Origin of the sequence: Archangium lansingense (assembly GCF_026626635.1) — a bacterium.
GTDB classification, from domain to species: Bacteria; Myxococcota; Myxococcia; order Myxococcales; family Myxococcaceae; genus Archangium; species Archangium lansingense.
Genome location: NZ_JAPNKA010000001.1, coordinates 4,317,214 through 4,339,486, shown reverse-complemented (window position 1 = coordinate 4,339,486; position 22,273 = coordinate 4,317,214). Strand labels below are relative to the sequence as shown.

Annotated in this window: 20 protein-coding genes; 10 read left to right on the top strand and 10 right to left on the bottom strand. The window is 67.6% G+C overall.

Going from position 1 to position 22,273, the window contains the following annotated elements; all coding sequences use genetic code 11:
* The first annotated feature begins 84 nt into the window (after window positions 1-84).
* Window positions 85-2,628 carry a hypothetical protein gene (locus OV287_RS17715; protein ID WP_267535213.1) on the top strand — a complete coding sequence of 848 codons (2,544 nt, stop codon included), beginning with the start codon at window positions 85-87 and terminating at the stop codon, window positions 2,626-2,628.
* A gap of 747 nt (window positions 2,629-3,375) precedes the next feature.
* Here OV287_RS17715 and OV287_RS17710 read toward each other — a convergent pair.
* Window positions 3,376-3,957, bottom strand: coding sequence for a Uma2 family endonuclease (locus OV287_RS17710; protein ID WP_267535212.1), 582 nt, complete (start codon window positions 3,955-3,957; stop codon window positions 3,376-3,378).
* A 172-nt stretch (window positions 3,958-4,129) separates the two neighbouring features.
* On the opposite strand from OV287_RS17710, the gene OV287_RS17705 reads away from it, so the two are divergent.
* From OV287_RS17705 to OV287_RS17680, 6 genes are all read left to right on the top strand, one after another.
* Window positions 4,130-4,900, top strand: coding sequence for a protein kinase (locus OV287_RS17705; protein ID WP_267535211.1), 771 nt, complete (start codon window positions 4,130-4,132; stop codon window positions 4,898-4,900).
* Between the two features lie 453 nt (window positions 4,901-5,353).
* A complete protein-coding gene (locus OV287_RS17700) occupies window positions 5,354-7,105 on the top strand; it encodes a DUF4253 domain-containing protein (protein ID WP_267535210.1) in 1,752 nt (583 codons plus the stop codon).
* A gap of 16 nt (window positions 7,106-7,121) precedes the next feature.
* Window positions 7,122-7,739 (top strand): nucleoside deaminase, encoded by a 618-nt coding sequence (locus OV287_RS17695; RefSeq protein WP_267535209.1) that lies wholly within the window; start codon window positions 7,122-7,124, stop codon window positions 7,737-7,739.
* 94 nt (window positions 7,740-7,833) lie between these two features.
* The gene (locus tag OV287_RS17690; RefSeq protein WP_267535208.1) at window positions 7,834-8,124 is read left to right on the top strand and encodes a hypothetical protein; all 291 of its coding nucleotides are present in this window, start codon (window positions 7,834-7,836) and stop codon (window positions 8,122-8,124) included.
* 33 nt (window positions 8,125-8,157) lie between these two features.
* On the top strand, window positions 8,158-9,168 hold the full coding sequence (locus OV287_RS17685) for a serine hydrolase domain-containing protein (protein WP_267535207.1): 1,011 nt from the start codon (window positions 8,158-8,160) through the stop codon (window positions 9,166-9,168).
* Complete coding sequence (locus OV287_RS17680) at window positions 9,165-10,154, top strand: hypothetical protein (RefSeq protein WP_267535206.1); 990 nt, start codon at window positions 9,165-9,167, stop codon at window positions 10,152-10,154. Before OV287_RS17685 ends, OV287_RS17680 begins: the two co-directional genes overlap by 4 nt.
* 69 nt (window positions 10,155-10,223) lie before the next feature.
* On the opposite strand, the gene OV287_RS17675 is transcribed toward OV287_RS17680, so the two are convergent.
* Window positions 10,224-10,643, bottom strand: coding sequence for a hypothetical protein (locus tag OV287_RS17675; RefSeq protein ID WP_267535205.1), 420 nt, complete (start codon window positions 10,641-10,643; stop codon window positions 10,224-10,226).
* A gap of 623 nt (window positions 10,644-11,266) precedes the next feature.
* Window positions 11,267-12,115 (bottom strand): SDR family NAD(P)-dependent oxidoreductase, encoded by an 849-nt coding sequence (locus tag OV287_RS17670; protein ID WP_267535204.1) that lies wholly within the window; start codon window positions 12,113-12,115, stop codon window positions 11,267-11,269.
* An 81-nt stretch (window positions 12,116-12,196) separates the two neighbouring features.
* On the opposite strand from OV287_RS17670, the gene OV287_RS17665 reads away from it, so the two are divergent.
* Entirely contained in the window at window positions 12,197-12,577 is a 381-nt protein-coding gene (locus tag OV287_RS17665; protein ID WP_267535203.1) for a winged helix-turn-helix transcriptional regulator, read from the top strand.
* A gap of 1,121 nt (window positions 12,578-13,698) precedes the next feature.
* Here OV287_RS17665 and OV287_RS17660 read toward each other — a convergent pair.
* The 3 genes from OV287_RS17660 to OV287_RS17650 all read right to left on the bottom strand — a co-directional run bounded on the left by OV287_RS17660 (window position 13,699) and on the right by OV287_RS17650 (window position 15,878).
* On the bottom strand, window positions 13,699-14,124 hold the full coding sequence (locus OV287_RS17660; RefSeq protein WP_267535202.1) for a nuclear transport factor 2 family protein: 426 nt from the start codon (window positions 14,122-14,124) through the stop codon (window positions 13,699-13,701).
* A gap of 181 nt (window positions 14,125-14,305) precedes the next feature.
* The gene (locus OV287_RS17655) at window positions 14,306-15,061 is read right to left on the bottom strand and encodes a DUF5953 family protein (RefSeq protein ID WP_267535201.1); all 756 of its coding nucleotides are present in this window, start codon (window positions 15,059-15,061) and stop codon (window positions 14,306-14,308) included.
* Window position 15,062: 1 nt separating this feature from the next.
* On the bottom strand, window positions 15,063-15,878 hold the full coding sequence (locus OV287_RS17650) for a DUF6310 domain-containing protein (protein ID WP_267535200.1): 816 nt from the start codon (window positions 15,876-15,878) through the stop codon (window positions 15,063-15,065).
* A 38-nt stretch (window positions 15,879-15,916) separates the two neighbouring features.
* Here OV287_RS17650 and OV287_RS56810 point away from each other — a divergent pair, with 38 nt between their 5' ends.
* Both OV287_RS56810 and OV287_RS17645 read left to right on the top strand, forming a co-directional pair.
* A complete protein-coding gene (locus tag OV287_RS56810) occupies window positions 15,917-16,360 on the top strand; it encodes a DUF5372 family protein (protein WP_506344824.1) in 444 nt (147 codons plus the stop codon).
* Between the two features lie 14 nt (window positions 16,361-16,374).
* Entirely contained in the window at window positions 16,375-18,459 is a 2,085-nt protein-coding gene (locus tag OV287_RS17645) for a recombinase family protein (protein ID WP_267535199.1), read from the top strand.
* A 599-nt stretch (window positions 18,460-19,058) separates the two neighbouring features.
* Here OV287_RS17645 and OV287_RS17640 read toward each other — a convergent pair.
* The 4 genes from OV287_RS17640 to OV287_RS17625 form a co-directional block, all read right to left on the bottom strand.
* On the bottom strand, window positions 19,059-19,484 hold the full coding sequence (locus OV287_RS17640) for a YciI family protein (RefSeq protein ID WP_267535198.1): 426 nt from the start codon (window positions 19,482-19,484) through the stop codon (window positions 19,059-19,061).
* 177 nt (window positions 19,485-19,661) lie between these two features.
* Window positions 19,662-20,477, bottom strand: a complete 816-nt coding sequence (locus tag OV287_RS17635; protein WP_267535197.1) for an SIR2 family NAD-dependent protein deacylase — start codon at window positions 20,475-20,477, stop codon at window positions 19,662-19,664.
* A 70-nt stretch (window positions 20,478-20,547) separates the two neighbouring features.
* The gene (locus tag OV287_RS17630; protein ID WP_267535196.1) at window positions 20,548-20,976 is read right to left on the bottom strand and encodes a nuclear transport factor 2 family protein; all 429 of its coding nucleotides are present in this window, start codon (window positions 20,974-20,976) and stop codon (window positions 20,548-20,550) included.
* Between the two features lie 14 nt (window positions 20,977-20,990).
* On the bottom strand, window positions 20,991-21,638 hold the full coding sequence (locus OV287_RS17625; protein WP_267535195.1) for a glutathione S-transferase family protein: 648 nt from the start codon (window positions 21,636-21,638) through the stop codon (window positions 20,991-20,993).
* Between the last annotated feature and the right edge of the window lie 635 nt (window positions 21,639-22,273).

Below are 22,273 nucleotides of genomic sequence, written 5' to 3'. Positions count from 1 at the left end.
GAAGCGCCCGGTGGTGACCTCCAGTGCGATGCCGCATCGAGAGGCGCGCCCCAGCTTTGCCGTCACTTGCAGGGGGAGGGGGCCATGGGAATGTGGGGAGGGGGGAGGCTCGCGCGCTGGGTGTGCGGGCTGGGAGGAATCTGCGGCGCGCTGCTGCTCGCGTGTGGGCCGGTGACGCAGGACGTGGGAAATGGGCCGGAGGGCGAGTCCCGGTCGGCGCTGGCGTCGTGGAGCGGGGGCGTGTCCTCCGAGTTCCCGGTGAACCAGGCCGTGGTGCGCACGCTGGAGACGCTCGCTCAGGATCGGCCTCCCTCTGGGCCCTCGGTGGCGTTCGACGGAGAGCAGTACCTCGTGGTCTGGGCGGACGCGCGCCGGGCGGTGCCCAACCTCTTCGGTGCGCGGGTGCGCAAGGACGGCACGCTGCTGGACCCGGCCGGCTTCATCGTCGCGGAGCCCCTCCCCGGGAGCAGCGAGCTCGTGCAGGGCAGCACCCCCGCGGTGGCCTTCGACGGCACGCGCTTCATCGTGCTCTGGCAGGGCCGCGAGGACAGCCGGGGCTTGTTCGCCACGCGCGTGACTCGGGATGGCCGCTCGCTCGACCCGGAGGGCATCCCGCTGCCGCCCATCCTCTCGGGGGTGGGCGTCACCCCGGACATCGCGTGCGATGGCCGCGGGACGTGCCTGGTGGTGCGCAAGGAGTTCTCCGAGGAGGACGAGCCACCTCCCGGCGAGGACCAGGTGCTCGGCGGCGTGTTGCTGCGCGATGGCGCGGTGGTGGGGGACGCCTTCCGCATCGGCAGCCGGGACAGCCTCCCGCGCAGCCAGGCGGTGGCCTGGTCCGGCCGCGAGTTCCTCGTCGTCTGGCAGGACCTGCTCCCCGGCGACGGCGAGGACGACATCTTCGGTGCGCGTGTGACGCGGGAGGGCACCGTGCTCGACCCGGAGGGGTTTCCCATCTCCACCGCACCCGGGGCGCAACAGAATCCGGACGTGGCGTGGACGGGCAGCCGGTTCCTCGTGGTGTGGGAGGACACGCGCGCGGACGAGGGCGACATCTTCGGCGCACGCGTGACGCGGGAGGGCACCGTGGTGGACCCGGACGGCTTCCCCGTCTCCGCCGCACCCGCCGGACAATCCCAGCCCCGTGTCGCCTCTGGAGGAGGAACGACGCTCGTTGTCTGGACGGACCTGCGCACCGGCCGCCCGCGCGTCCGTGGGGCGCGCGTGGAGGGGGATGACGTGCGCGACCCGTCCGGCTTTGCCGTCTCGAAGGCCTTCTTCACCCAGGACACGCCGGCGGTGGCTTTCGGGGGCGGGCGTTTCCTCGTCGCCTTCGCGGCGGCGCAGGACGCCTCGCGCCCGGACGCCAAGACGGTGCTCGCCGTGCGCGTGGACGATGATGGGGACGTGCTCGACTCCCCCGCGCTTCGCGTGCTGCGCGGGGCTCCGGCGCAGCGGATGCCCGCGGCGGCCTTCGGTGGTGGCAACTACCTGGTGGCGTGGCAGGACTTCCGCGAGGACGAAGGGCCGCACATCCGCGTGGCGCGTGTCCGTCCGGACGGCACCGTGCTCGACAAGAGTGGCCTGCGCCTTCCGAGTGCCCCCGGTGCCTCCGGCCCGGCGGTGGCCTCGGACGGACGTGACTTCCTCGTCGTCTGGCAGGAGCCGGGCGCGGTCGAGGGGGAGCTCGTCATCCGCGCGGCGCGAGTGAGTGGCTCGGGGACGTTGCGCGACGACACCGCGCTCGAGCTTGGCACCACGACCGGACTGGAGACGCGCGTGGCGGTGGCGTTCGGAGGTGGCCGCTACCTCGCGGTCTGGTCGGGGGGCGCGCCGGGTGCCCCTCCCTTCAGCGACCTGCACGTCTTCGGAGCACGTGTGGCTCGGGATGGCACCGTGCTCGACCCAGGCGGCTTCCTCATCTCGCCCTCCGAGCGGGGGGACCAGGTGCATCCTGCGGTGGCCTTCGTCGGTGGCCGCTTCCTCGTCGTGTACCGGGACCGCCTCCTCACCTTCCCCTTCGTCATCAACCGCATCCTCGGCACGCGGGTGACGCCCGAGGGCACCGTGGTGGACCCGGAGGGCTTCGTCGTCGTGGACCGGCCCGGCTTCGAGTTCGACCCGGCCATTGCCTCGTCCGGGACGCAGGCGCTGGTGGTGTGGGCCGATCTCCGAGACACCAGTTCCTTTGACCTGGACATCCGGGGCACGCGCGTGACAGCGGACGCCACGGTGCTCGACCCGGAGGGATTCCCCATCTCGGCCGGGCCGCAGAACGAGACCACACCCACGGCCACCTTCGACGGCACGCGCTACCGGGTGGCCTGGGAGGATGACCGCGACATGCCTCGCATCCATGGCTTCTCCCGCCCGGACATCTTCGGTGCCCGGGTGGGCACGGACGGGACGGTGTTGGACCCGGGGGGCATGGCCATCGCCGCCGACCCGCTCAACGAGGAGCTCACGCCGGCGCTCGCCTCGGACGGGCGGGGAGGCGCCGCGGTGTTCTACTCGCGCTTCACGCGGGGCCGGCAGCTCAACAACTTCCGCGTGCAGGGGCGGCTCCTCGGAGATGTGGCCACCCGCGGTGTGAGCACCGGCCTGCCCTCCGCCGGCTCCCGGCCCTGACGCCTCACCCCTGGAGCAGGTGGCGCTCCAGGTCCTTGGCGAGTGCGTCATCGAGGACCTGCAGCCGCTCGCGTCCCCGCTCCAGGGACTCCCGGTAACGTATAGGCGGGATAGAGGCCCTGTTGAGGGTGAGGGCTGGAGCGGAGGGGCCGAGGAGGGCCGCTGACGGGGCCTCCCGAGCGATGCTCCCGGCCGGTGGACAGACCGCTTGAACCCCCTTGGGGTACACCCCTGCCCAGGCCGCGCTCCCATCAGGTGCGTGGCAGGGGCCGCCGGCCTGGTGGCTCTCTTGCGCCTCAACACCACGCCGCCTGGGGTGGCCCTCGTGCCGGGGCCATCCTCGCACATGCCGTGGGCAAGCCCAGGTGCTCCACAATCGCCCGCACCCCGGGGGCCCTCTTCACGTACGCAAATACACTCCGCCTGCCTCCACACCTCACGCAGCCGAACACGTCGCAGTCGAACCTCCTCCTGCGCAACTCGGCCCAGTCTCCTCGCGGTGTCCTCTCCTTCATCCGCTCCTTCCTGGCCGCTGCCTCAAGCCCCGCGCTCTCCTCCTCCTCACCTGCTTGAGGGACCAGAAATGGCCGCAGTTTGGCGCCTGGAGCGAAGACGCCGTGGAACCTCACGGTTCGGAGAGCCGCTCGAAGCAACCGGCCTGCCATCGTCATCCACCGAGTGCGGACACGCGCCTCCTGCATCCCTCGCGAGAGACCGTCATCCCGCCAGAGCGACGCCTCGCGGAGGTCACCGGCTCGCCGGAGCCCGCTCCATCCAGAGGAGGCCCAACTCGAGCGGTACCGCGTCGAAGGGCTCGGCGCGCACCGACTCCTCACCCGAATGTGTCTCGACGAGCACCCAGCCCGATGGCGCCCGCCGGTGGACCTCCAAGGTGCGCGCGAGCGGGTCGATGAGCCACGCATGAGCCACACCCTCCCGGTGGTAGACGGGCAACTTGCGCATACGATCGACCATGACCGTGGAGGGCGAGAGCACCTCGCAAACCCAGTTTGGAGCGAGCGTCACGAAAGGCTCCTCGGGAGCGGGCAGCTTCGGCATGCGCTCGCGGCGCCACCCAGCGAGGTCCGGCACGAGAATGTCCCGGCCGAGGTGCAGCTCCGGCTCATAGAGGAGCCACCACCCGCCAGGCCCACCTCGTCCCAGCCGGAACGGCCCTCCCAGCTCGACACTCAACAGGTAGCCGACATTGGCGTGCCCCACGGCTGGCCTGGGCGAGGCCACCAGCTCGTCCTCCAGAATCTCTCCCACCCACCCGACCGGCAGGGCCTCGATGTCCTCGTAGGTCGCCGGTTTCTTCCCATGTCCCATCGCCACGCCTCCTGGTCGTCTGGCAGGGCCCATGCCCGCCGTGACCTCTCCAGTCTATCCACCCGTCTGACATCTCAGGTAGGGTGGGGTCTCCTGGCGTGACAGGCAACGTTCCAGGGCATCCGAGCGCCGGGGTACCCTGCCCCGCGCCGCCTGCATGGGAGACATGGGAATGAGCGACACACCGGAATGGGACGGAGGCAAGCTGGGACCGTACTTCGTCGGCAAGCGTCACCGGGGCACCGGCATGGGGCTCGGGCGTCTCTATCAGGCCCACAACACCGAGACGGGTGCCCCCGCCGTGGTGCTGATGCCCGGGTATCCCGGCGACTGGCGTCCGCTCGGCGGCTGGACCGTGCGCGCCACGAGCGAGAGCGCTCCTCCGTTCCTCGCGTTGGAGGTGGAGCATGCGCCTCGGGAGAATCCCCGGGCTCTCCAGGAGCTGACCATGCTGCTCCAGCGGCTCGGCACCGCGATGGCGCGCCTCGAGGAGCGGCCGGATGCCTACGCCCATCTCACCGGCCAGCCCCAGTTGCCGGAACCGAAGCACCCGGCACCCCGCCGCCGCGGGCTGCTCACGGGGGCCGCGTCCTTCGCGATGGCCACGGTCGCGGCGGCCGGAGTGCTCCTCTGGCCCCGTCCACCCGAGCCCACCGAAGCGAAGCAGTCTCCCGCCCTCGCCGAAGCGGCCCTCAAGGAGCCCGTCACATTGATCGACATGGAGGACGAAGCCCCGTCCGTTATCGGCTACGACCTGCCGGATGGACCCTTCAAGGGGCAGCGGAAGCCCCCGTGCAAGATGCCCTCGGTGGAGATTCGTGGCGGATGCTGGGTGCCGCTCGAGTACAAGCCGCCCTGCCCCATCAGCTCGGCCGAGCATGAGGGCAAGTGCTACATGCCCGTGAGCGAGAAGAAGCCAGTGCCCCGCGCGATCCTGCCCTGAGGGGACTCCAGGACGGGAAGAACCAGGCCATCCGAACGAAGTCCTTTCAGGGTGATGAACCACGCCAGTGTGTCCGTACCGCACACTTGAGTCGCGCCCTCGAGTTCGGCCCACCTCCCGGCCGCGCTCTTCACGAACTTGTCCAACTGTTGGACAAGTTTGGCGACACCGCGACCGGAGCGTTCCCCTCTGGTTTCGAGATGAGGCCAGACCCCTGCGCAGGGCGGCCTCCGGGCGCGAACTCGCGCAACTGGTCCGATGGTCGGACCAGTTGGAACTGCTCGCGGCCGGTCCGGCGAGGGGTGGACAGTATCTATGTCCGGGGGCCTGGAGCAGCACCTGGATGAGGGGAAGCCTCAGCGTGTCGCCCTCGAAGAACGTGGCCGAGCCATGGCCGGAGGGAGGTCCGTTCGGATTGACGCCTCGCCACAATCCGCATGAAGGTCCGCGGCCATGAAATGGTTGGTACTTGTGGTGCTCAGCCTGGCGCTCGCCGCGTGCGTGATTCAGCAAGGCACCCGGAAGAAGGACGAGCTCGGCATGAATACCGCCTCACTTTCCCCCGAAGCGCGGGCTGTCGCGTCCGCCCTCGCGGCGTACTGCCGGGAGCACCAACTCGAGTTCAAGCAGGTGCTCGCCGGGCTGAGGAGCGCCCTGCATCTGGCGGCGAATGAGCGCATCGGGCTCCATCCCGCGAACCGGCATGGCTCTGGAGAAGACGAGCATGCGGGGAAGGTCTTCGCCACGGACGAGCTGGCGGTGGAGAGCATCCAACTGAGTCCGGGCAAGCCCGGCTATTTCAGCAGCGACAGCATCGCGATCGACCGGCTCCTCGTGGCCAGGGCACAGCCAACCGATCCTCAACTGCACATCCCCCTGGACCAGGCGTTGGCGCTCGCGGGAGGTAGCGGCATCGAGGAGGGACAGCGGATCCGGTTGCCGTTCGTCGAGTCAGCCCCCAGCGTCTTCGCCAGGGCCCTCTCCGAAACGGACATCTATCAGCGTGCCAGCCGGTTGTCTGGAATGGCACCCGGGCAACTGGAGGAAGCTCTCAACGTGGCGATCGTCACCGAAGCCCGGCGATTCGTGCACAGAAAACTTCTCTTCGCCTCCACGCTCCAGCTCGAAACAGGTTGGACCGTCGTCGAGCACGTCTCCGACCCGGTCAACGAGCTCTCGGTCGCCGACGCCCGAGAACAGTTTTCCAACGATGAGCTCGTGGCCGGTGACGTGTTGATCGTGCCAGTCGAGAGCGCGAAGGAGTGGCCGTCTTTCGCGGCGCCCCTCCTGGAGCTCATCGATGCAGCCGGATTCACGGCCCCCTCACGGAGGCTCGGCAGCTTCGACTTCGGCGCCCTGGTGGCCCGGCGCAAACTCGATGCGATGCCCGCCGCGCCGGAGGCATTGGTGTCCCGGCTCCGGCGTTTCGGTATCACCCACGCGTGGCGTCTGTTCAACGAGGACGGCCCCGAGGTTTACCGCATCGTCGTTGCCAACAAGGACGCCGTCCAGGTCTGGCGGAACCTGAGCGAGGCCGCCCCCGAGCTCGGGTATCTCCCCGTCGTGCTCGGAAGTGACCACGAGGTGGAAGATGTCTCCGAGCATTGGACCACCCGGTTCGAACAGAACAAGAGACGTCCGCGGGAAGAGCACTACTTGAACAAGAAGCCGGGCGAGGAGGTGACGTGGTACGGCCTCCGTCAGGACCGCTTCGTCTCCAATACTCCGCAGGAGGTCTTCGGCCACCTGGGCAGGCTGGATCCGGTCAATCTCCTCAACGGACAAGACAGCCCCTACAAGGACCTGGAGCTACCTCACGGCGAGTGGCCCGCCTCCCCAAGAGAGGGCATCGGCAAGCCGAAGCTCGTGACTGGCGACTGGACCCACATCGCGTTGGTTCCCACGCGGCAGCCCTGGGAAGTCCCGGCGTTCCTCCCCTTCTTCTCCGGAGAGGCGTACCCGGACCAGGCCGAGCTGGTTGCCGTGGCCCGGTACTACCACGAGCGATACGGCGCCCGGGTGTTCGGGATGAACAGCGGCGCGGAAGTGGAGCTCTGGGTTCCCCAGCCGCTGACCTCGAAAGAAGAGGCCCTCGCCGTGGCAACGCAGCATTTCTTCCTCTGTCCCGATGGCGTCGTGGAGACTGTCGAGACGCATGCCGCCAGACTCATGCAGACCCACTTCTGGTGGTTCTGGTGGGACTGAGCCCCCAGGAGCCCTCATGAACGACGCACACCCCTTCGCTACACGCGTGAACGCACAGCTCCCCGACTGGTTGCTGAAGGAGCTGCACACGTACAACACGCTCCTGCCGGCCGCCGCGGACCGCGTCCGCCTCGTCAACAAGCTCGCCGCACGCAATTACAAGGAAGGCAACGGTGGGCCGTTCGCGGCGCTCGTCGTCGACCCCACGACGGGCGAATTGATCTCCCTCGGCGTCAACGTCGTGTTGAGCTCGGGCTTGTCCTCCGTGCATGCGGAAGTCATGGCGCTCTCGCTCGCCCAGGCCCGTCTCGGCACCTGGGATCTGGGCTCGGCGGGTGGCCGCGAGCTCGAGCTCGTCGTCAACTGGCGCCCGTGCACGATGTGCTACGGCGCGCTCATCTGGTCGGGCGTCAAGCACCTGCTCATCGCCGGCCACGGCCCCGAGTGCGAAGCGCTCACCGGCTTCGACGAGGGACCCATGCCCGCCAACTGGAGGGAAGAACTCGAGGGCCGCGGCATCCGCGTCACCTCGGGAGTGCTGAGGGATGAGGCGATCGCCGTCTTCGCCGAATATGGCCGCTCTGGCGCGCTCGTCTACAACGCGCGGGGAACCGGTTCGCGCCGTCAGGACTGAACCGTCCGCAACCCGCACATAGTGTTTGCCTTCACCCCGGGTGAATCCCATCCTCTCGCGCGGGGTGACATCCCGTCACTCCGAGGGAGGCTGCATGAGGAAGAACAACGCGAGGCTCGTCGGAGTGGCCGTCACGGCGCTCCTCGGAATGACCGCATGGGCGGGATACAAGAGCAGCCCCACGGTGAGCATCAGCAAGAACAGCGATGGAAGTGGATTTGCGTCGGGCTCACTGGCGAGCGCGAGAAACAGCCCGGACACCGTGCAATACATCGGCTGCGAGACCTACGGCTATAGTAACGGCGGCACCGAGCTCATCCGGGAAGGTGTCAGACGACTCGTATGGACGATCCGGAGAGCCGAGGTGTCGGAACGAGTTCTTTGACACCTCAGGCCCGCGCAGGATGCTCGCACGTCCATGACCATCACCTTCAACGTCGGTCGCGCCATGAAGAACGTGGCCGCTCACGCCCGCCGCGCACAGACGCAGACCGGCGTACCCGGCATTGCCATTGCGATTGTGTCGGGCGAGACCATCGCCTTCGAGCAGGTCGGCAGCACCACCGCCGGCGGACCGACCCTGGTCGATCGCGACACGGTGTTCCAGCTCGCGTCGCTGTCCAAGCCGATCGCCACCAGCATCGCGGCCTGGCAGCTCAGCCACGGCGCCACGTGGGGCTGGGACGCGGCCATCAAACGCGAACTGCCCGGATTCGCTCTGGCCGATCCGGCAGTGACCGTCGGAGCGCTGTTCGCCCACCGCAGCGGCCTGCCCGATCACGCCGGTGATCTGCTCGAGGACATGGGCTACGGCCGCGAGGAGATCTTGCGCCGGCTGGGCCTCCTTCCGCTGTCGCCCGGGCACGTCGCCCCGGGTGGACGCTTCGCCAGCAGCTACGCGTATACCAATTTCGGCTTCACCGCCGCCGCGCTCGCGGTGGCGCGTGCCGGAGGATGCGACTGGCCGGTCCTGGCCGAGCGCGTGCTCTACCAGCCGCTGGGGATGACCGCGACCAGCTCGCGGTTCTCCGCGTTCGACGCCGCGCTGCGCGCCGGAAATGCAGCGGTCCCGCACCAGCGCACGCCCGCGCCGCTGGCCGGCACGCCGGCCTTGCCCGCCAATCCGAGCTGGCATCGCACCCCCCAGGTGCGCGACGCCGATGCCCAGTCGCCGGCCGGTGGCGTGTGCTCGACCGCGCGCGACCTGGCGCAGTGGCTGCGGCTCCAGCTCGGGCTCGTCAACGACGGACACTTCGACGCGGCGTTCCGCGCCCAACTCGCGCTGACCCACCAGCCCTACACCCCGTCCGCGAACTACGGCTTCGGGTGGAACGTCGATCTCGGCTCCGACGCAGCGACGGCCAGCCTCCCCGGCCGGTGCGCTGGAGTCACTCGGGCGCGTTCGTGCTGGGCGCTTCGACCGCCGTGATGATCCTGCCGCAGTGCCGGACCGGCATCGTCGTGCTCACCAACGGCCAGCCCGTCGGTGTGCCCGAGGCGATCTGCCGCGCCTTCATGGAGGACATGCTCTCGGACGGCGTCGACTTCGACGCCATCCTCCACGGGGCCGCGGCCATGATGCAGGACGGGCTCTACAAGGTGCCCGAGCCGCTGCCGTCGCGCCCGCCACACGGCGCCCGCATCGCCGACGACTACAAGGGCACCTACACCCACCCGTTCTACGGGCCGTTCACCGTCGGCGGCAGCGGGGAGGGGGGCGACATCCACTCGGCGTTCCACATCGCGATGGGGCCGCCCGCCACGCCGCAGCTCAGCCGGCTCGCGCTCTACGGCGGCGACACGTTCCTGTACGAGCCGCCCGGCGAGAACGGCGGCGGCCAGAGCGCGGTCGCGTTCGCGTCGGCGCCGAACGGACCGATCACAGGCGTGCAGATCGAGCACCTCTTCGAGCCCTACACCGTCGGCAACGAGTTCCCGCCGTTCGGCGAGCTATCCAGCTACGCCGCCGACACCTGGCAGGACGTCTACTATCTCGATACCGGCCTGGTTATCGGGTTCGACGCCATGCTGCGGTCGTGGACCTTCGTCGCGCTCACCGACCAGCCGGTGGCGCTGGTGGTGTACCGGCCCGACGGCAATCGCTACGCGGTCCAAGCCAAGACCGCCTACGAGACCCCGCGCCCGCGCGCGGTCAACACGTTCTTCACCGGGCCAATCGCCGTGCAGGCCGGCGACCGGATCGGCTTTCACCAGAAGGAGCGCGGGACCATCGCGTTCAAGCTCGACCCCGGCGCGCCGTGGGACCGCGGCAGGGGCAACCTGGGCGGTCGGGTGTGGTTCAACCCGGGCGAGACAGCCCCCTCGTTCGAGTTCTCGTCGTCGACGGACCGGACCTACCTGCTCCAGGTCGAGGTGGCGTGGGGCCTGCGCGGCCCCGGCATGGCGCGGCGGTGACCGTCCGGCGCGGCCCGGCATCGCCAGTCATGCTCCCCGCCGCTTCCATGCCCGCTAGTGGAGTGACCACTAGAACTCGTAGCGCAGGTGACGGACCAGGTGCCGATAGAACGGCAGCCGGCCCATCATCCCGTGCATCGCCCTGGAGACCCCGCCCCTGGCCAGCCGGTCCACCAGGGCGGGCATCGTGAGGAACGGGACGTCCTCGACGAGCCGGAGCCTGGGCACCTGCTTCTCGAGGTCGTGCGGATCATCGACTCCCCAGATGAGCTCGACCTTCGCGCCGCGCACCGTCGCGAGGCGTGAGACCAGGCGCGTCATCGCCCCGCTGTATCCGTCGAACGCGAGCTGCCCGCTCGGGAACTGCTCGGTGATGCGCCGGAGCAACGCCGTCCCGTCCTTCTCGTGCAGGTACATCATCAGGCCCTCGGCGATGACGAACACCGGCGTGTCTCCGGGGATGGCGTCGAGCCAGGAGAGCTTCGTCACCGAGGAGCCAATGCGGCGATAGCCTTCGCGCTCCGGATAGAGCTGCTCGCGCAGGGCGATGACGTCGGGGAAGTCGACGTCGTACCAGCGGACCTTCGGCCCCGGGCGTATAGGCGGGATAGAGGCCCTGTTGAGGGTGAGGGCTGGAGCGGAGGGGCCGAGGAGGGCCGCTGACGGGGCCTCCCGAGCGATGCTCCCGGCCGGTGGACAGACCGCTTGAACCCCCTTGGGGTATACCCCTGCCCAGGCCGCGCTCCCATCAGGTGCGTGGCAGGGGCCGCCGGCCTGGTGGCTCTCTTGCGCCTCAACACCACGCCGCCTGGGGTGGCCCTCGTGCCGGGGCCTACCTCGCACAGGCCGTGGGCAAGCCCAGGTGCTCCACAATCGCCCGCACCCCGGGGGCCCCCTTCACGTACGCAAATACACTCCGCCTGCCTCCACACCTCACGCAGCCGAACACGTCGCAGTCGAACCTCCTCCTGCGCAACTCGGCTAAAGTCCACTGGCGGTGTCCTCTCCTTCATCCGCTCCTTCCTGGCCGCTGCCTCAAGCCCAGCGCTCGCCTCCTCCGCACCTGCTTGAGGGAGTGGTGAAATACTGGGAGGGCCGCGGAACAGGGGCCTTCAACGAGGACCAGCGATGCCGTCCGCCAGTTCCCTCTGGTAGATAGCATCGACCTGGGCGAGCACATCGCCGGCCTGGTCGGTGAACCGCAACGGGGTGTCCTTGCCCTTGTTGATGAACCCCCCCGGCGTGCCCGGGTAGGCGCCGAAGGCGGCATCGTACAGACGCGCCGCGCCACGACTGGGGGGCGAGAAGAACAGGTGCGTCAGGGGCCGCAGCCAGCCCGGCATGCCATCGCCCGCGCTCATCGGGGTCTTGTTGGGACCAGGGCAGACGCTGCGGATCTGGACGCCCTCCTCCGCCAACCGGGGGGCGAGCTCCCGGGTCCACAGCGACAGCGCGAGCTTCGAGGTGGCATAGGGGCCGAACAACTTCCGGAGATCCGTGGGGTTCTCCAGCGTCCTGCTGTCGAAGCGCTTCACCGTCAGCAGTGCGTTCGAGGACGTGTTGATCACCGTCTTCGCCGATCCCAGCCGCAGCAGCGGCTTGAGTGCCAGGGTGATCAGGTAGGGCGCGACGGTGTTGACCTCGAAGTGCAGCTCCCTGCCCTGCTTGGAGCGGGCGCCCCCACCGACCGACACCCCGGCGTTGTTGAAGAGGACATCGACGCGCGTCTCCTGCTGGAGGAGGAGCGCCAGCGCCGCGGACAGGCTGGCGACATCACTGAAATCCGCGCGGTACACGCGCAGCCGTCCGTCACCGAGCGCCGCGTCGATCAGCGCGTTCCCCGGGGCGAACCCGGACCGCACCAGCGCGACCACCCGTGCGCCACCCTCCAGCAGCTTCCGGGTCAGCTCGAACCCAACGCCCGAGTTGGCACCCGTTACCACGACATTCATCCCTTGCATTGCGGGCCTCCCAGTCCTTGGTATCCAATGGAGACCAACACCCTAAAGGTGACCAGAAGGCACCCACAAGGAGGCACTTTTTTGAAACCACAAGATCGCTATCTGCCCCCCGAGGTCTGCCGCGAGGTGGGCAGCGTGCTCGAGTGCATCGGGGACAAGTGGACCATCCTGGTGATGCGCACCCTGGACGGCGGCAGCCTGCGTTTCAGCGAGCTGCGCCGCAGCATCAGCGGCGTGTCCCAGAAGATGCTGACGGCGACGCTGCGGGCCCTGGAGCGGGACGGCTTCGTGACCCGCACGGTGACGCCCACCGTGCCCGCGCGCGTCGACTACACCATGACCGACCTGGGCCGGGAGGTGATGGTGCCGATCAACGCCCTGGCGACCTGGGCCCTGCGCAACCAGCACCGTGTGTCGGCGGCCCGCAGGTCCTACGACGCGAAGTCAGCCCGAGGAAAGTAGGACTCCACGCCATGTCCATGGGAGTTCGGAGCATAGGAAGGACAGGAGCCCTCTTGGGCGTAGCGGGCGGGAGCAGAGCGGGAGGTGAGGGACGCTGACGGGGAGCCCATGAGCCGCACGCCGAGCCGGCGCAGAAGCCTTTCATCTCCAGCAGACACACGCCTGCCCAGCCCAGCCGCTTTCCCAGGAGGGGCGCGGCAGGTGCCTGGCTCTCTTGGCTGGCTGTGGCGGCTTGAGCTTCAACACCACGCGCTCTGGGGCGGCCCTCGCGCAGGGGCCAGGTGCGCACTCGCCGTGGGCAACCCCAGGTGCTCCACAATCGCTCTCACCCCTCCTGCTCCCTTCACGTACGCCAAGACCCGCCGCCTGCCTCCACACCTCACGCAGCCGAACACGTCGCAGTCGAACCTCCTCCTGCGCAACTCGGCCCAGTCTCCTCGCGGTGTCCTCTCCTTCATCCGCTCCTTCCTGGCCGCTGCCTCAAGCCCCGCGCTCTCCTCCTCCTCACCTCCTCCTCACCTCCTCCTCACCTCCTCCGCACCTGCTTGAGGGACCAGAAATGGCCGCAGTTTGGCGCCTGGAGCGAAGACGCCGTGGAACCTCGTGAGGTTTGCCCGAGGCGCAGGCACCAGGGACGCCAGGCGACGCAGCAACTCCAACCCGGCGCGGAGCCCTGGACCCTGGAGGGTGCGGCGCTGGTGGACACGATGGGGGAAGAAGTGACGCTTGCCGTGTGGCAAGAGGCGCCCATTCCCGCGGATGGTGCTGGCGTCGTTGTGGTGGGCGTCGAGGGGGAGCCCGCGCAGCTCGCTTGCCCCTGTACGCTCAAGCTCTGGGAGTCACCCGGATCCCGCGTTGTCACCCTTGGGAAGGTCACTTTCCCGGACGGGCCGAAGCCGAGGAGTTGAGAACGTCTACAGGCCCAGCACCGGGTGGCTTGTCGATCGAAGACGCCCCAGCCAACCCGCACCGCGGCACCGCGGCACCGCGTCGCCCACGGCCAGCAGGGGTAGGTCCAGCGCATCCAGACGGGTGCGCGTGAATGGATGAATGGGGTGTTGGGATGAGCACGCAGTGGACAGTGGACTCCACTGCGAGCTGTGCTTCTCACGATCTTCGCCTCAGACGGCGAAGATGAGCCGGAAGAGTTCGTTGTTGATGAAGAAGCCTCCGGGCTGACCGGGGATCGGTTGGAGGTTGAAGGTTTCAACGAACAGCATCGGCTTGTCGAAGGCGGTATCGATGACGAGGGCGCCGGTCACGATGACCAGGACGCCTCCGCCGGAGGCTGGCTGGGCGTCGCTGCTGGCCACCTTGTGTTTGATGTTGCTCAGTTCCGGTTTCAGCAAGGCCCCCAGAAGGGCTGCGGAGCCCTGCTGCTGGGCACCCTCCCAGGTGAGCATGGATTCGGGTCGGTACAGACTGGCGAGGTTGTTGCGCGTGGCGATGCCGCCGTCGGCGGTGGGTGGATCGTCCCGGGTCGGCACCACCATGTGGCCGATGACAGGCGGTCCCGCCTGGCGACACAGGGGGGCCTCGCGCTCCACCACACTCCGTAAGCCCGCGCTCCCCTGGCACCTCCTGGTTGCCCACCAGAAAGGTAGGTCCTGGAGAATGACCGCACAAGTTGTGTTCCCGGCCGGCACTGCCTACTCCTGGGGAACGTCACATTCCCGGCGAGCCAGAAGGCGGCGCCCTGAGCACGGCCACCGTGAGCCGTGCCGAGCCTCAAGGGGCCGAGCGCCCGCCGATCTCCGGGAAGCGCTCATAAGCCCGCTCAAGCGCGTCCAGGTGCGCGGGGTTGTCCAGGTCGAGCGGCGCATCGGTGAGCCTGACAATCCACCCGCCCGTCGCGGTGCGCCGTGAGCGCGAGAGCAGCTCCGCGTCGAGGGCGGGGTCCGGAAAGCCGACGGCCCGTGCGGCGGCGGCTGACCAGTAGTTCAGCCACCCTAGACGATGCGGAATCTCAGGCGAGCGCATGGCACTAGGGGACTTGATCACCGGTAGCCCTCGGGGGGGCGGCTCCAGGTCGTCTGGCCGATTCTTCGTCTGGCGCGCGATATCCAGCGACGCATTGGACGGCGTGGCATGCCCCCAGTACGCGCGCGCGGTTTCTGCCACGGCCTCCAGCACATCCGCTGCCGCTGCGATGCCTTCTGGGCTCAGTGGGAGCTTTGCGTGTATTTCGAGCTGGGCCTGACCGCCCGGCGAACTGGTCGTCGGCGCTTCCGTTCCATACACCGAGACGAAAGCACGCTCATCGCCGTTGTGGAGGAGCGGAAATTCTCGGTCCCCCCCCTGTTGGGCCAGCCACGCATCGCGATTCGCCAAGAGGGTGCGCTGCCCGTCCAGTGAAGTCGTCCACCCCAGGCGCGGGCCAGGGAACGCACGCTCCATCCCACGAACCACGGCCACAGGTCGACTGTCGTCGCCCACGAGCGCGGGCGCGTAGACGATGAGGGTAATTTTTCGCTTGGCTGTCATCTCAGCACCAGCCCATGACAACGATGAGGCCAATAAGATCCGGGGCCTCTTCTTCCAGCGCTTCTTTGTGCGCTTCGCTGCGCACGCCGACGTGGAAGTCAAATCCGCAAGCCAGAGCGAGGGCGCGCTCGTGCCGCAACTTCGGTACCTGACTTTTGACCACGATGACCTGTAGGTCGTCCGTGTACGTGTCGAAGTTGTCGGTCTTGACCTCCCACAGCATGCGCGTGGCCAGTTGCAGCGCGTCGAAGTTTTTCCCATTCACGAACACATCCCCGCCGGGGAAACTGTTGTTCGGAATTCTGTCGGCGCACTTGTCGTGCAGTGTATTACCGCCAAGGTGGTACGGCACTGGGACGGGCTCGCACCTGGGGCGATTTCGCTCCGTGACGTCGACTGGCCCAATGGGAGGGAAATCCGGCCCTCTTGGCTCCGGCTTAGGCCTTTTTTTCGGCGAGGGCTCCTGCGGGGCGGGCTTCATTTCCGGCGCGGGTTTCACTTCAGGCACGGGCCGCGCTTCCGGCACCGGCAGCGTAGGCGGCGGCCCAACCTGGGGACGGCCCCTCTTCTCGTAAGCCTCCAGCGCCTCTGAGATCGCGAAGCCCACCACCACCACGCCCGCCACAACTACCGCGCCCACGACGATCTCCGGGGCCGCCAGCACGCAGACCCCGAGGCCCATTGCAGCGGCACCCGCAGAGGCAACAGCGCATCTTCCCGTGATGTCGTGAAACTCGATCCGGTCATGGTCGAGGGCCTGATAGCACCGCTCCGCCAGCATGGGCCAGGGCTCGGAAGCCGCCTGGACGACATCCACACAATGCACCTCATGCATTATACCCCATTTCCGCCGAGGTGCAGGTGACCCTGCCAGGCCACCCGCTCCGGGGAATGCGGCTGCCGATTACTCGAGCCCTCCGCACTCAGGATGGCCAGCGCTACGTCGTTGTTGAGCATCCACGAGGCTGGCGCGTGCGGCTGCCCATCGAGTGGACGGATCAGGCGGCGCCCCTTGTGCCGCCACGTGTCGGTGGTCGCCAGCTCCGCATTTCCGTCTCGTCCCTGCTGAAGCTTGCCCGTGCCGTGCAGGTGGGCCTTGACCAGGAGGTTGAGTCACCGGCTGCTTTACCTCCTGCATCGGGCATTAACGTCAATCATGTCCACACTTCTGCCTCCAAAACCCGGCCCGCCCTGGTCGGCACTGCCCGTGGCGGCAAGAGGCGCGCTACTCGGCGCGTGGGCCACGCTCCTGCTCCAAGCGCTTCGCGCCGAGGCGGCAGGCGAGGAGGAAAGCGATGAACGACAAGATTCACGTGGGCCACCTGGAGCGCCAAGCCGTCGTCTACCTTCGGCAATCCACACTCAGGCAAGTCCACGAGCATCATGAGTCCACTGCCCGCCAGTACGCTCTCCAGCAGCGTGCCCTTGAGCTCGGCTGGCCGGCGGAGCGTATTGAAATCATCGACGAAGATCTCGGCCAGAGTGGTTCGAGCAGCATCGGACGCACGGGCTTTCAACGACTGGCTGAGCAGGTGGCGTACGGGCGTGTCGGCGCCATCTTCGCGTTGGAAATCTCCCGTTTGGCCCGTTCCTCCGCGGACTGGCATAGGCTCTTGGAGTTATGCGGCCTGGCCGATGTCCTCATCATCGACGAGCAGGCCGTCTACACACCTCGGGACTATAACGACCGGTTGCTGCTGGGCCTCAAGGGGACCATGAGCGAAGCCGAGCAGTACTGGATGCACCTGCGCCTGCAGGGCGGAAAGCTCTCCAAAGCCCGGCGCGGAGAGCTATTCTTCCGACCACCGGTTGGCTACGAGTGGGATGAGACGACGGGCCGGTTTCGTCTTGAGCCCGACGAGCAGGTACAGCGGGCTGTGCGCCTGGTCTTCGAGCGCTTCCGTTTGGAGGGCAGCGCCTCCGCTGTGCAGGGCTACTTTGCCGCGAACGGTCTGCGGCTGCCCGTGCATGACCCACGCACAGGCGAACTGCATTGGGCTCCCCCCAGATACAGCGCCATCCGCCTGATGCTCCGAAACCCCACGTACGCGGGCGCCTACGTCTTCGGGCGGCATGAGAGGCGGATGGGCCTGGTGGAGGGACAGTTGAGGCGGCAGCACAGCACCACGCTGCCCCAGGAGGCCTGGAAGATATGCCTGTACGACCACCACCCGGCATACATCACCTGGGAGGAATACATGGCCAACCAGAGGAAGCTCTCGGCCAACCGGGCCAACCATCATCTACCGGAACAGCGGGGGGCCGCCCGCGAGGGGGAGGCTCTGTTGCAGGGACTGCTGCTGTGCGGCCGGTGTGGCAATCGAATGAAGACGAAGTACATGGGCTCCAAGCGCTATGCACTCTACGTGTGCCGTCGCAGAGGCGACGACATAAAGGACAAGTGCTGGAGCGTCCCCGCCGCGGCCATCGACGAGGCCGTCGCCAGGCTCTTCCTCGAGACGGTACAGCCGCCGGAGACGGAGCTGAGCCTCGCTGTCACTCGAGAAGCCGAGAAACAGGCGGGTGAGCTCGAGCGCCAATGGCAGCTGCGACTGGAACGTGCCCGGTATGAAGCGCGGCTCGCCGAGCGCCGCTACAAGGCTGTCGACCCCGACATGCGAGTGGTGGCCCGGACGCTCGAGCGAGAGTGGAATGAGAAACTGAGCGAGCTTGGACACCTCGAATCCGAGTACCAGGAAGTCCTCCGGGAGCAGAAGGTAGTGCTCACAGACGAGGACCGGGCACGCCTGCTCGCGCTCGCCAGAGACCTGCCTCGTGTCTGGTATGCGAAGAGCACGACCCAGGCCGAGCGGAAGAACCTGCTGCGGATTCTGGTGCGCGAGGTGGTGCTGAGCCCCATCGAAGTTCCAGAACCGATGACGCGCGTCCAGGTGCTGTGGGAAACAGGTATGGTCAGCGATTGGAATATCCCTCGCCTGCCGTACAACGCGCGGACGACCTCGCCCGAGGCAATCAACCTCATTGGCAAGTTGCAGGGGAAGAAGAGCGACGAAGAAATAGCGGCAGAGCTCAACCGCCGCGGACTGCTCACCGGGCACAAGCGTCCTTGGGATGCTCGGGCGGTACGCTGGGTGCGCAATCGCTACGAAATGTCCTGCCGTTCAGACAGATGTTTGCCAGAACGCAGAGCCGGTGGACTCTACTCGATACGTGGAGTCGCTAAGCGTCTGGGTGTTTCCAAGGACGTGGTGCTCATGTGGGTGAAGCAAGGGCAGCTCCGCGTTGCCGAGGGTGGCAGTCGAGGTCATCCCTTGTGGTTCAAGCTCGATCAGGCAACGAGTAAGCGTCTCAAGGCCGCAATCCATTCGGGCAGCGAAGCCGTGGAACTCCGCCATCCCGAAGAACCCCATGTAATGGAGGAGGGGCATTATGAGTAGGTCACCTGAACGGCGCACCGCCCCCCGTCCGTCCAGGGCAGCGTCGCCGCTCGCTGGAGGTTGGCGAGCCTCGGGTCTCGGGCCGTTTGCTCTCTTGGGCTGGGCGCTGACGTAGCGCAGGCGGAGACATAGAGCAGAAGTGCGATGCACGCTCGGAAGCGCATGGCTACGTCCTCCAATTGAGTCAGGAGTTAGCGGGTCCTGGCGGGGCTGTTCGGAGTATGCCAGCCCGCCCCCGACAGCGAGGGACGAGCACGCGGGGGGAGCGGCACACGGCAGCCGCAGTTCGGGCCTGTGGAGGGCTCCCAGGGCGTTGGCAGTGCCAGCGGGCGCGCGCTCGCGGGCAGTGAGGAGGCCCCCGCCAGCCGCACACCGCCCGGCGTGGGGAGGGCCGCAGGCGGGGGGTGGGGCGCATGTGCCCTCAGTGTGCCCCTCCAGCGGGGTCAGGGGCGGAACACGAGGGCACAGGGTGGGATGGGACGGGATGACGAACCCGAGGGGAATCAAGGCGTTAGCGGGTAACAGCGCGTCCTGCCTGGGGTTTTCTATCGCCTCGTCTACGGGTTCGATTCCCGCCGCCTCCTTCGCCGCCAGTGCAATTACTGCTTCGCGGCAGACTGCGCGCGCAGGCGCTCCTCCGCCTCCCGGAGCTCGGGCGTGAGCGCGGGACCGAAGTCATCCGGCTCGAACACACGGCGGAGCTCGATCTCACTCTCCGAGTACATGGGATTGGGGCAGCGCTTGACCCACTCGATCGCCTCTTCCATCGACTTCACCTGCCACATCCAGAAGCCGGCGATCAGCTCCTTGGTCTCGGTGAAGGGCCCGTCAATCACCGTGCGCTTGTCCCCGGAGAAGCGCACGCGCGCGCCCTTCGAGCTCGGATGAAGCCCCTCGCCCGCGAGGATGATCCCGGCCTTCACCAGCTCCTCGTTGTACTTCCCCATCTCGGTCAGGAGCTCCGTGCTCGGCATGACGCCCGCTTCGCTGTCCTTCGTGGCCTTGACCAGAACCATGACCTTCATCGTCGTCTCTCCTTCGTGGGTGGATGCCAAGGTGTTCTCCCTGGCTCTTACCCTGACGTCGAACGAGGGCGGGCGAGATCGACACGGCATTTTCGATTCTTTTCGAGTGCTCCCAAGTGCCTGAATTTCCTGGATGAACCTCAGCGCTTGCTCATGCCCCCGTGTTGCAAAGGCCGCTCAGCCCTGGAGCGCGCTCACGAGACGCGGGAGCAGCACCTCCGCCCGCTCGGCCACGACCTCAATGCCTCGCGCCGGACGGAGGCCAGAGGGGTCGATGCTGAAGACCCGCGCGCCGCGCTTCAGCGCAAGGGTGCTGACCCGCGCCGTCACCCCCACCGAGAAGGAGGTCCCGACGAAGACCACCAGCTGGCTCCTGCTCGCCCGCTGGAGCACCCGCTCGATGTCATATGACTCGTGCTCCGTGTAGAGCTCATCGAACCAGAGGATGTGGGGGCGAAGCCTGCAGCGGCAGCGGGGGCAGCGGGGCACGGTCTCCGGGCTCGGGCTGGCGTGGAATGGCCCGAAGTCCACCTCCGCCAGGGGCAGCGTTCCGCGAGGAGGGCCGTACACGCAACCCCGCTGGATGCAGCGCGCCTGGTCCAGGCTCCCGTGCACCTTCACCAGAGCGCGGCTGCCGGCCTGCTCGTGGAGGCTGTCGACGTTCTGGGTGACGAGGAGGAACGTGCGGCCCTGGCGCTCCAGCAAGCGCTCCCACTCCTCGAGCGCGAAATGCGCCGCGTTGGGCTTCGCTCCGCGTGCCACCTCGAAACGCTGGAGGTACATCCGCCAGGACTCGTGGGGGGCTTGCTTGAAGAAGGAGTAGGTCCCCTTCGACATGACCTCGTTCGCCCACACCGCGCCGGGGTCCGTCCCCCGGAAGGTGGGGATGCCGCTGGCCAGGCTGACGCCGGCCCCTGTCACGACCAGGGTGGCCTCGGTCGCCGTATCGCTCGCCACGGCGAGCAGTGCCTCGAATCCCTCGGGTTCCGTCATCGCCGCTCTTCCTCCCGGCTTCCGATCCTGACGCACAACAGGATACGGACATGACAGCCCATGAAGGACCTCAGTCGCCCACGCGGGACACGTGGCTTGCCAAGGGGCGCCACTTGCCCTGCACTTTGATGAGGGTGTCGGTGAACTGGAAGTTGGCGCTGAACGCCTTGCCTCCCGAGAGGCCCTTCACCACGGTGCGACCGGTGACGACCGCGGTGTTGCCGTGGATGCGGACCTTCATGTCGCGGTTCTCGAGGAGCTCGTACTGGGGGTCGACCTTCTTGGCTTCGGCGATGTCGTCCGCTTTGGTGGAGATCTGCCCCTTGGAGTTGGTGAGCGTGTAGTCATCGAGCAGGATCCGCTCGAGCGCCGCCGCATCGCTCTTCTGCGCCGCGGCGCACCACTCGACCATGGCCTGGAGCACGGCCTTCTCCTCGGCGCCCTGGGCCAGCGCGGGCACTGCAAACAGAGCACTCACCACGATGAGGGTTCGAAGCATGCCGGAAGCGTACCTCAGCGCTTGCCCATGTCTCCCGTGTTGACGAGCCGGCCACGTTGAAGGGCGCGCTGATAGGCAGGGCGGGCGTGCAACCGTTCGAGATAGGCGCCGAGATTGGGAAAGGCTTGAAAGGATTCCAGGGCGCCCGTGGGCCGCGCCGATTCCAACACGAAGCTCATCTGGATGTCGGCGGCGCTGAAGCTGTTGTCTACCAGGTAGTCCCGCTCCCCGAGCGCTCCCGAGATGTAGCCGAAATGGTTCTTCACCTCGCTGGAGATGCGAGGCTTGAGCGGCGCGCCCGCCTCACCCAGACGTCCCACGTACGCGCTGAGGAGGAGGGGCACCATGGCCGAGCCCTCGGCGTAGTGCAGCCAATGCACGTAGGCGTCGTACTCGGCCGAGTCCGGCGCGGGCGCGAGCCGCCCCTGGCCATAGCGGCGCACGACGATGTCGATGATGGCTCCGGACTCGGCGAGAAGCCGTCCGTTGTCCTCGAGAACCGGGGACTTGCCGAGCGGATGGATGGCCTTGAGCTCGGGAGGCGCGAAGTTCGTCTTCGGGTCGCGCGGGTAGACGACGAGCTCGTAGTCGAGTCCCAACTCCTCCAGGAGCCAGAGGATGCGCTGCGAACGGGAGTTCACGAGGTGGTGCAGTTTGAGCACGGGGCTACTCCTTGGGCTCGCTCTTGTCCTCGGCGGCGAGCGTGCTGGCGCAGGACGGAGACTTCATCGTCACCGTGACGCCCCAGCCGGAGCTGCTGTTCTACTGAGTGGGCTCCGGGGCAGCGGGCTTCACGAGCATGGCATGCCACCCAGGCCGGAGGGCTGACGGCCCATGCTCACGCCCTCCCGCTCGCCTGACCTCCTACCAGGTAGGAGAACCACGTACGTCGTGTCAGACCCCCGAGGCAGTATCCGCCCATGGTTCTCGGATCCGGGTCCACGCCGTACCGCCCTGCCCTACCTCGTAGGGCAAGCAGGCCCCTGTCCGCCCCTCGCCCGTCTACCCTCCAGGTAGGCTTTTCCTCCCACCCCCAGTACGCCCCTGCTTCCACCGCTCGTCCCGGTTCCAACCCAGGCAGGCAAGCGCACTGACTCCACCTTCGAGGCCTTCCGATGCTCGATTTCCTGGCCTGAAATGCTGAACATCTGTATAGCCACCCTCCCCCCGAGGCTTTGCAAACCCTCGAATTTGTTCCCTTTGACTGTGGGCCGTGCTACTTCCGCCGGCTCATCACTTTCCGTCCCGGGCCCGGAGTGCGCGAGCCGCGCCCCGCGTTCCAGAGGATACGGACGGT

Coding starts and splice junctions, on each gene's coding strand:
- OV287_RS17685 (WP_267535207.1), top strand. CDS start 8,158: ATGACCATCACCTTCAACGTCGGTCGCGCCATGAAGAACGTGGCCGCT.
- OV287_RS17670 (WP_267535204.1), bottom strand. CDS start 12,115: ATGCAAGGGATGAATGTCGTGGTAACGGGTGCCAACTCGGGCGTTGGG.
- OV287_RS17640 (WP_267535198.1), bottom strand. CDS start 19,484: ATGAAGGTCATGGTTCTGGTCAAGGCCACGAAGGACAGCGAAGCGGGC.
- OV287_RS17705 (WP_267535211.1), top strand. CDS start 4,130: ATGAGCGACACACCGGAATGGGACGGAGGCAAGCTGGGACCGTACTTC.
- OV287_RS17655 (WP_267535201.1), bottom strand. CDS start 15,061: ATGACAGCCAAGCGAAAAATTACCCTCATCGTCTACGCGCCCGCGCTC.
- OV287_RS17710 (WP_267535212.1), bottom strand. CDS start 3,957: ATGGGACATGGGAAGAAACCGGCGACCTACGAGGACATCGAGGCCCTG.
- OV287_RS17635 (WP_267535197.1), bottom strand. CDS start 20,477: ATGACGGAACCCGAGGGATTCGAGGCACTGCTCGCCGTGGCGAGCGAT.
- OV287_RS17715 (WP_267535213.1), top strand. CDS start 85: ATGGGAATGTGGGGAGGGGGGAGGCTCGCGCGCTGGGTGTGCGGGCTG.
- OV287_RS17630 (WP_267535196.1), bottom strand. CDS start 20,976: ATGCTTCGAACCCTCATCGTGGTGAGTGCTCTGTTTGCAGTGCCCGCG.
- OV287_RS17695 (WP_267535209.1), top strand. CDS start 7,122: ATGAACGACGCACACCCCTTCGCTACACGCGTGAACGCACAGCTCCCC.
- OV287_RS17700 (WP_267535210.1), top strand. CDS start 5,354: ATGAAATGGTTGGTACTTGTGGTGCTCAGCCTGGCGCTCGCCGCGTGC.
- OV287_RS17690 (WP_267535208.1), top strand. CDS start 7,834: ATGAGGAAGAACAACGCGAGGCTCGTCGGAGTGGCCGTCACGGCGCTC.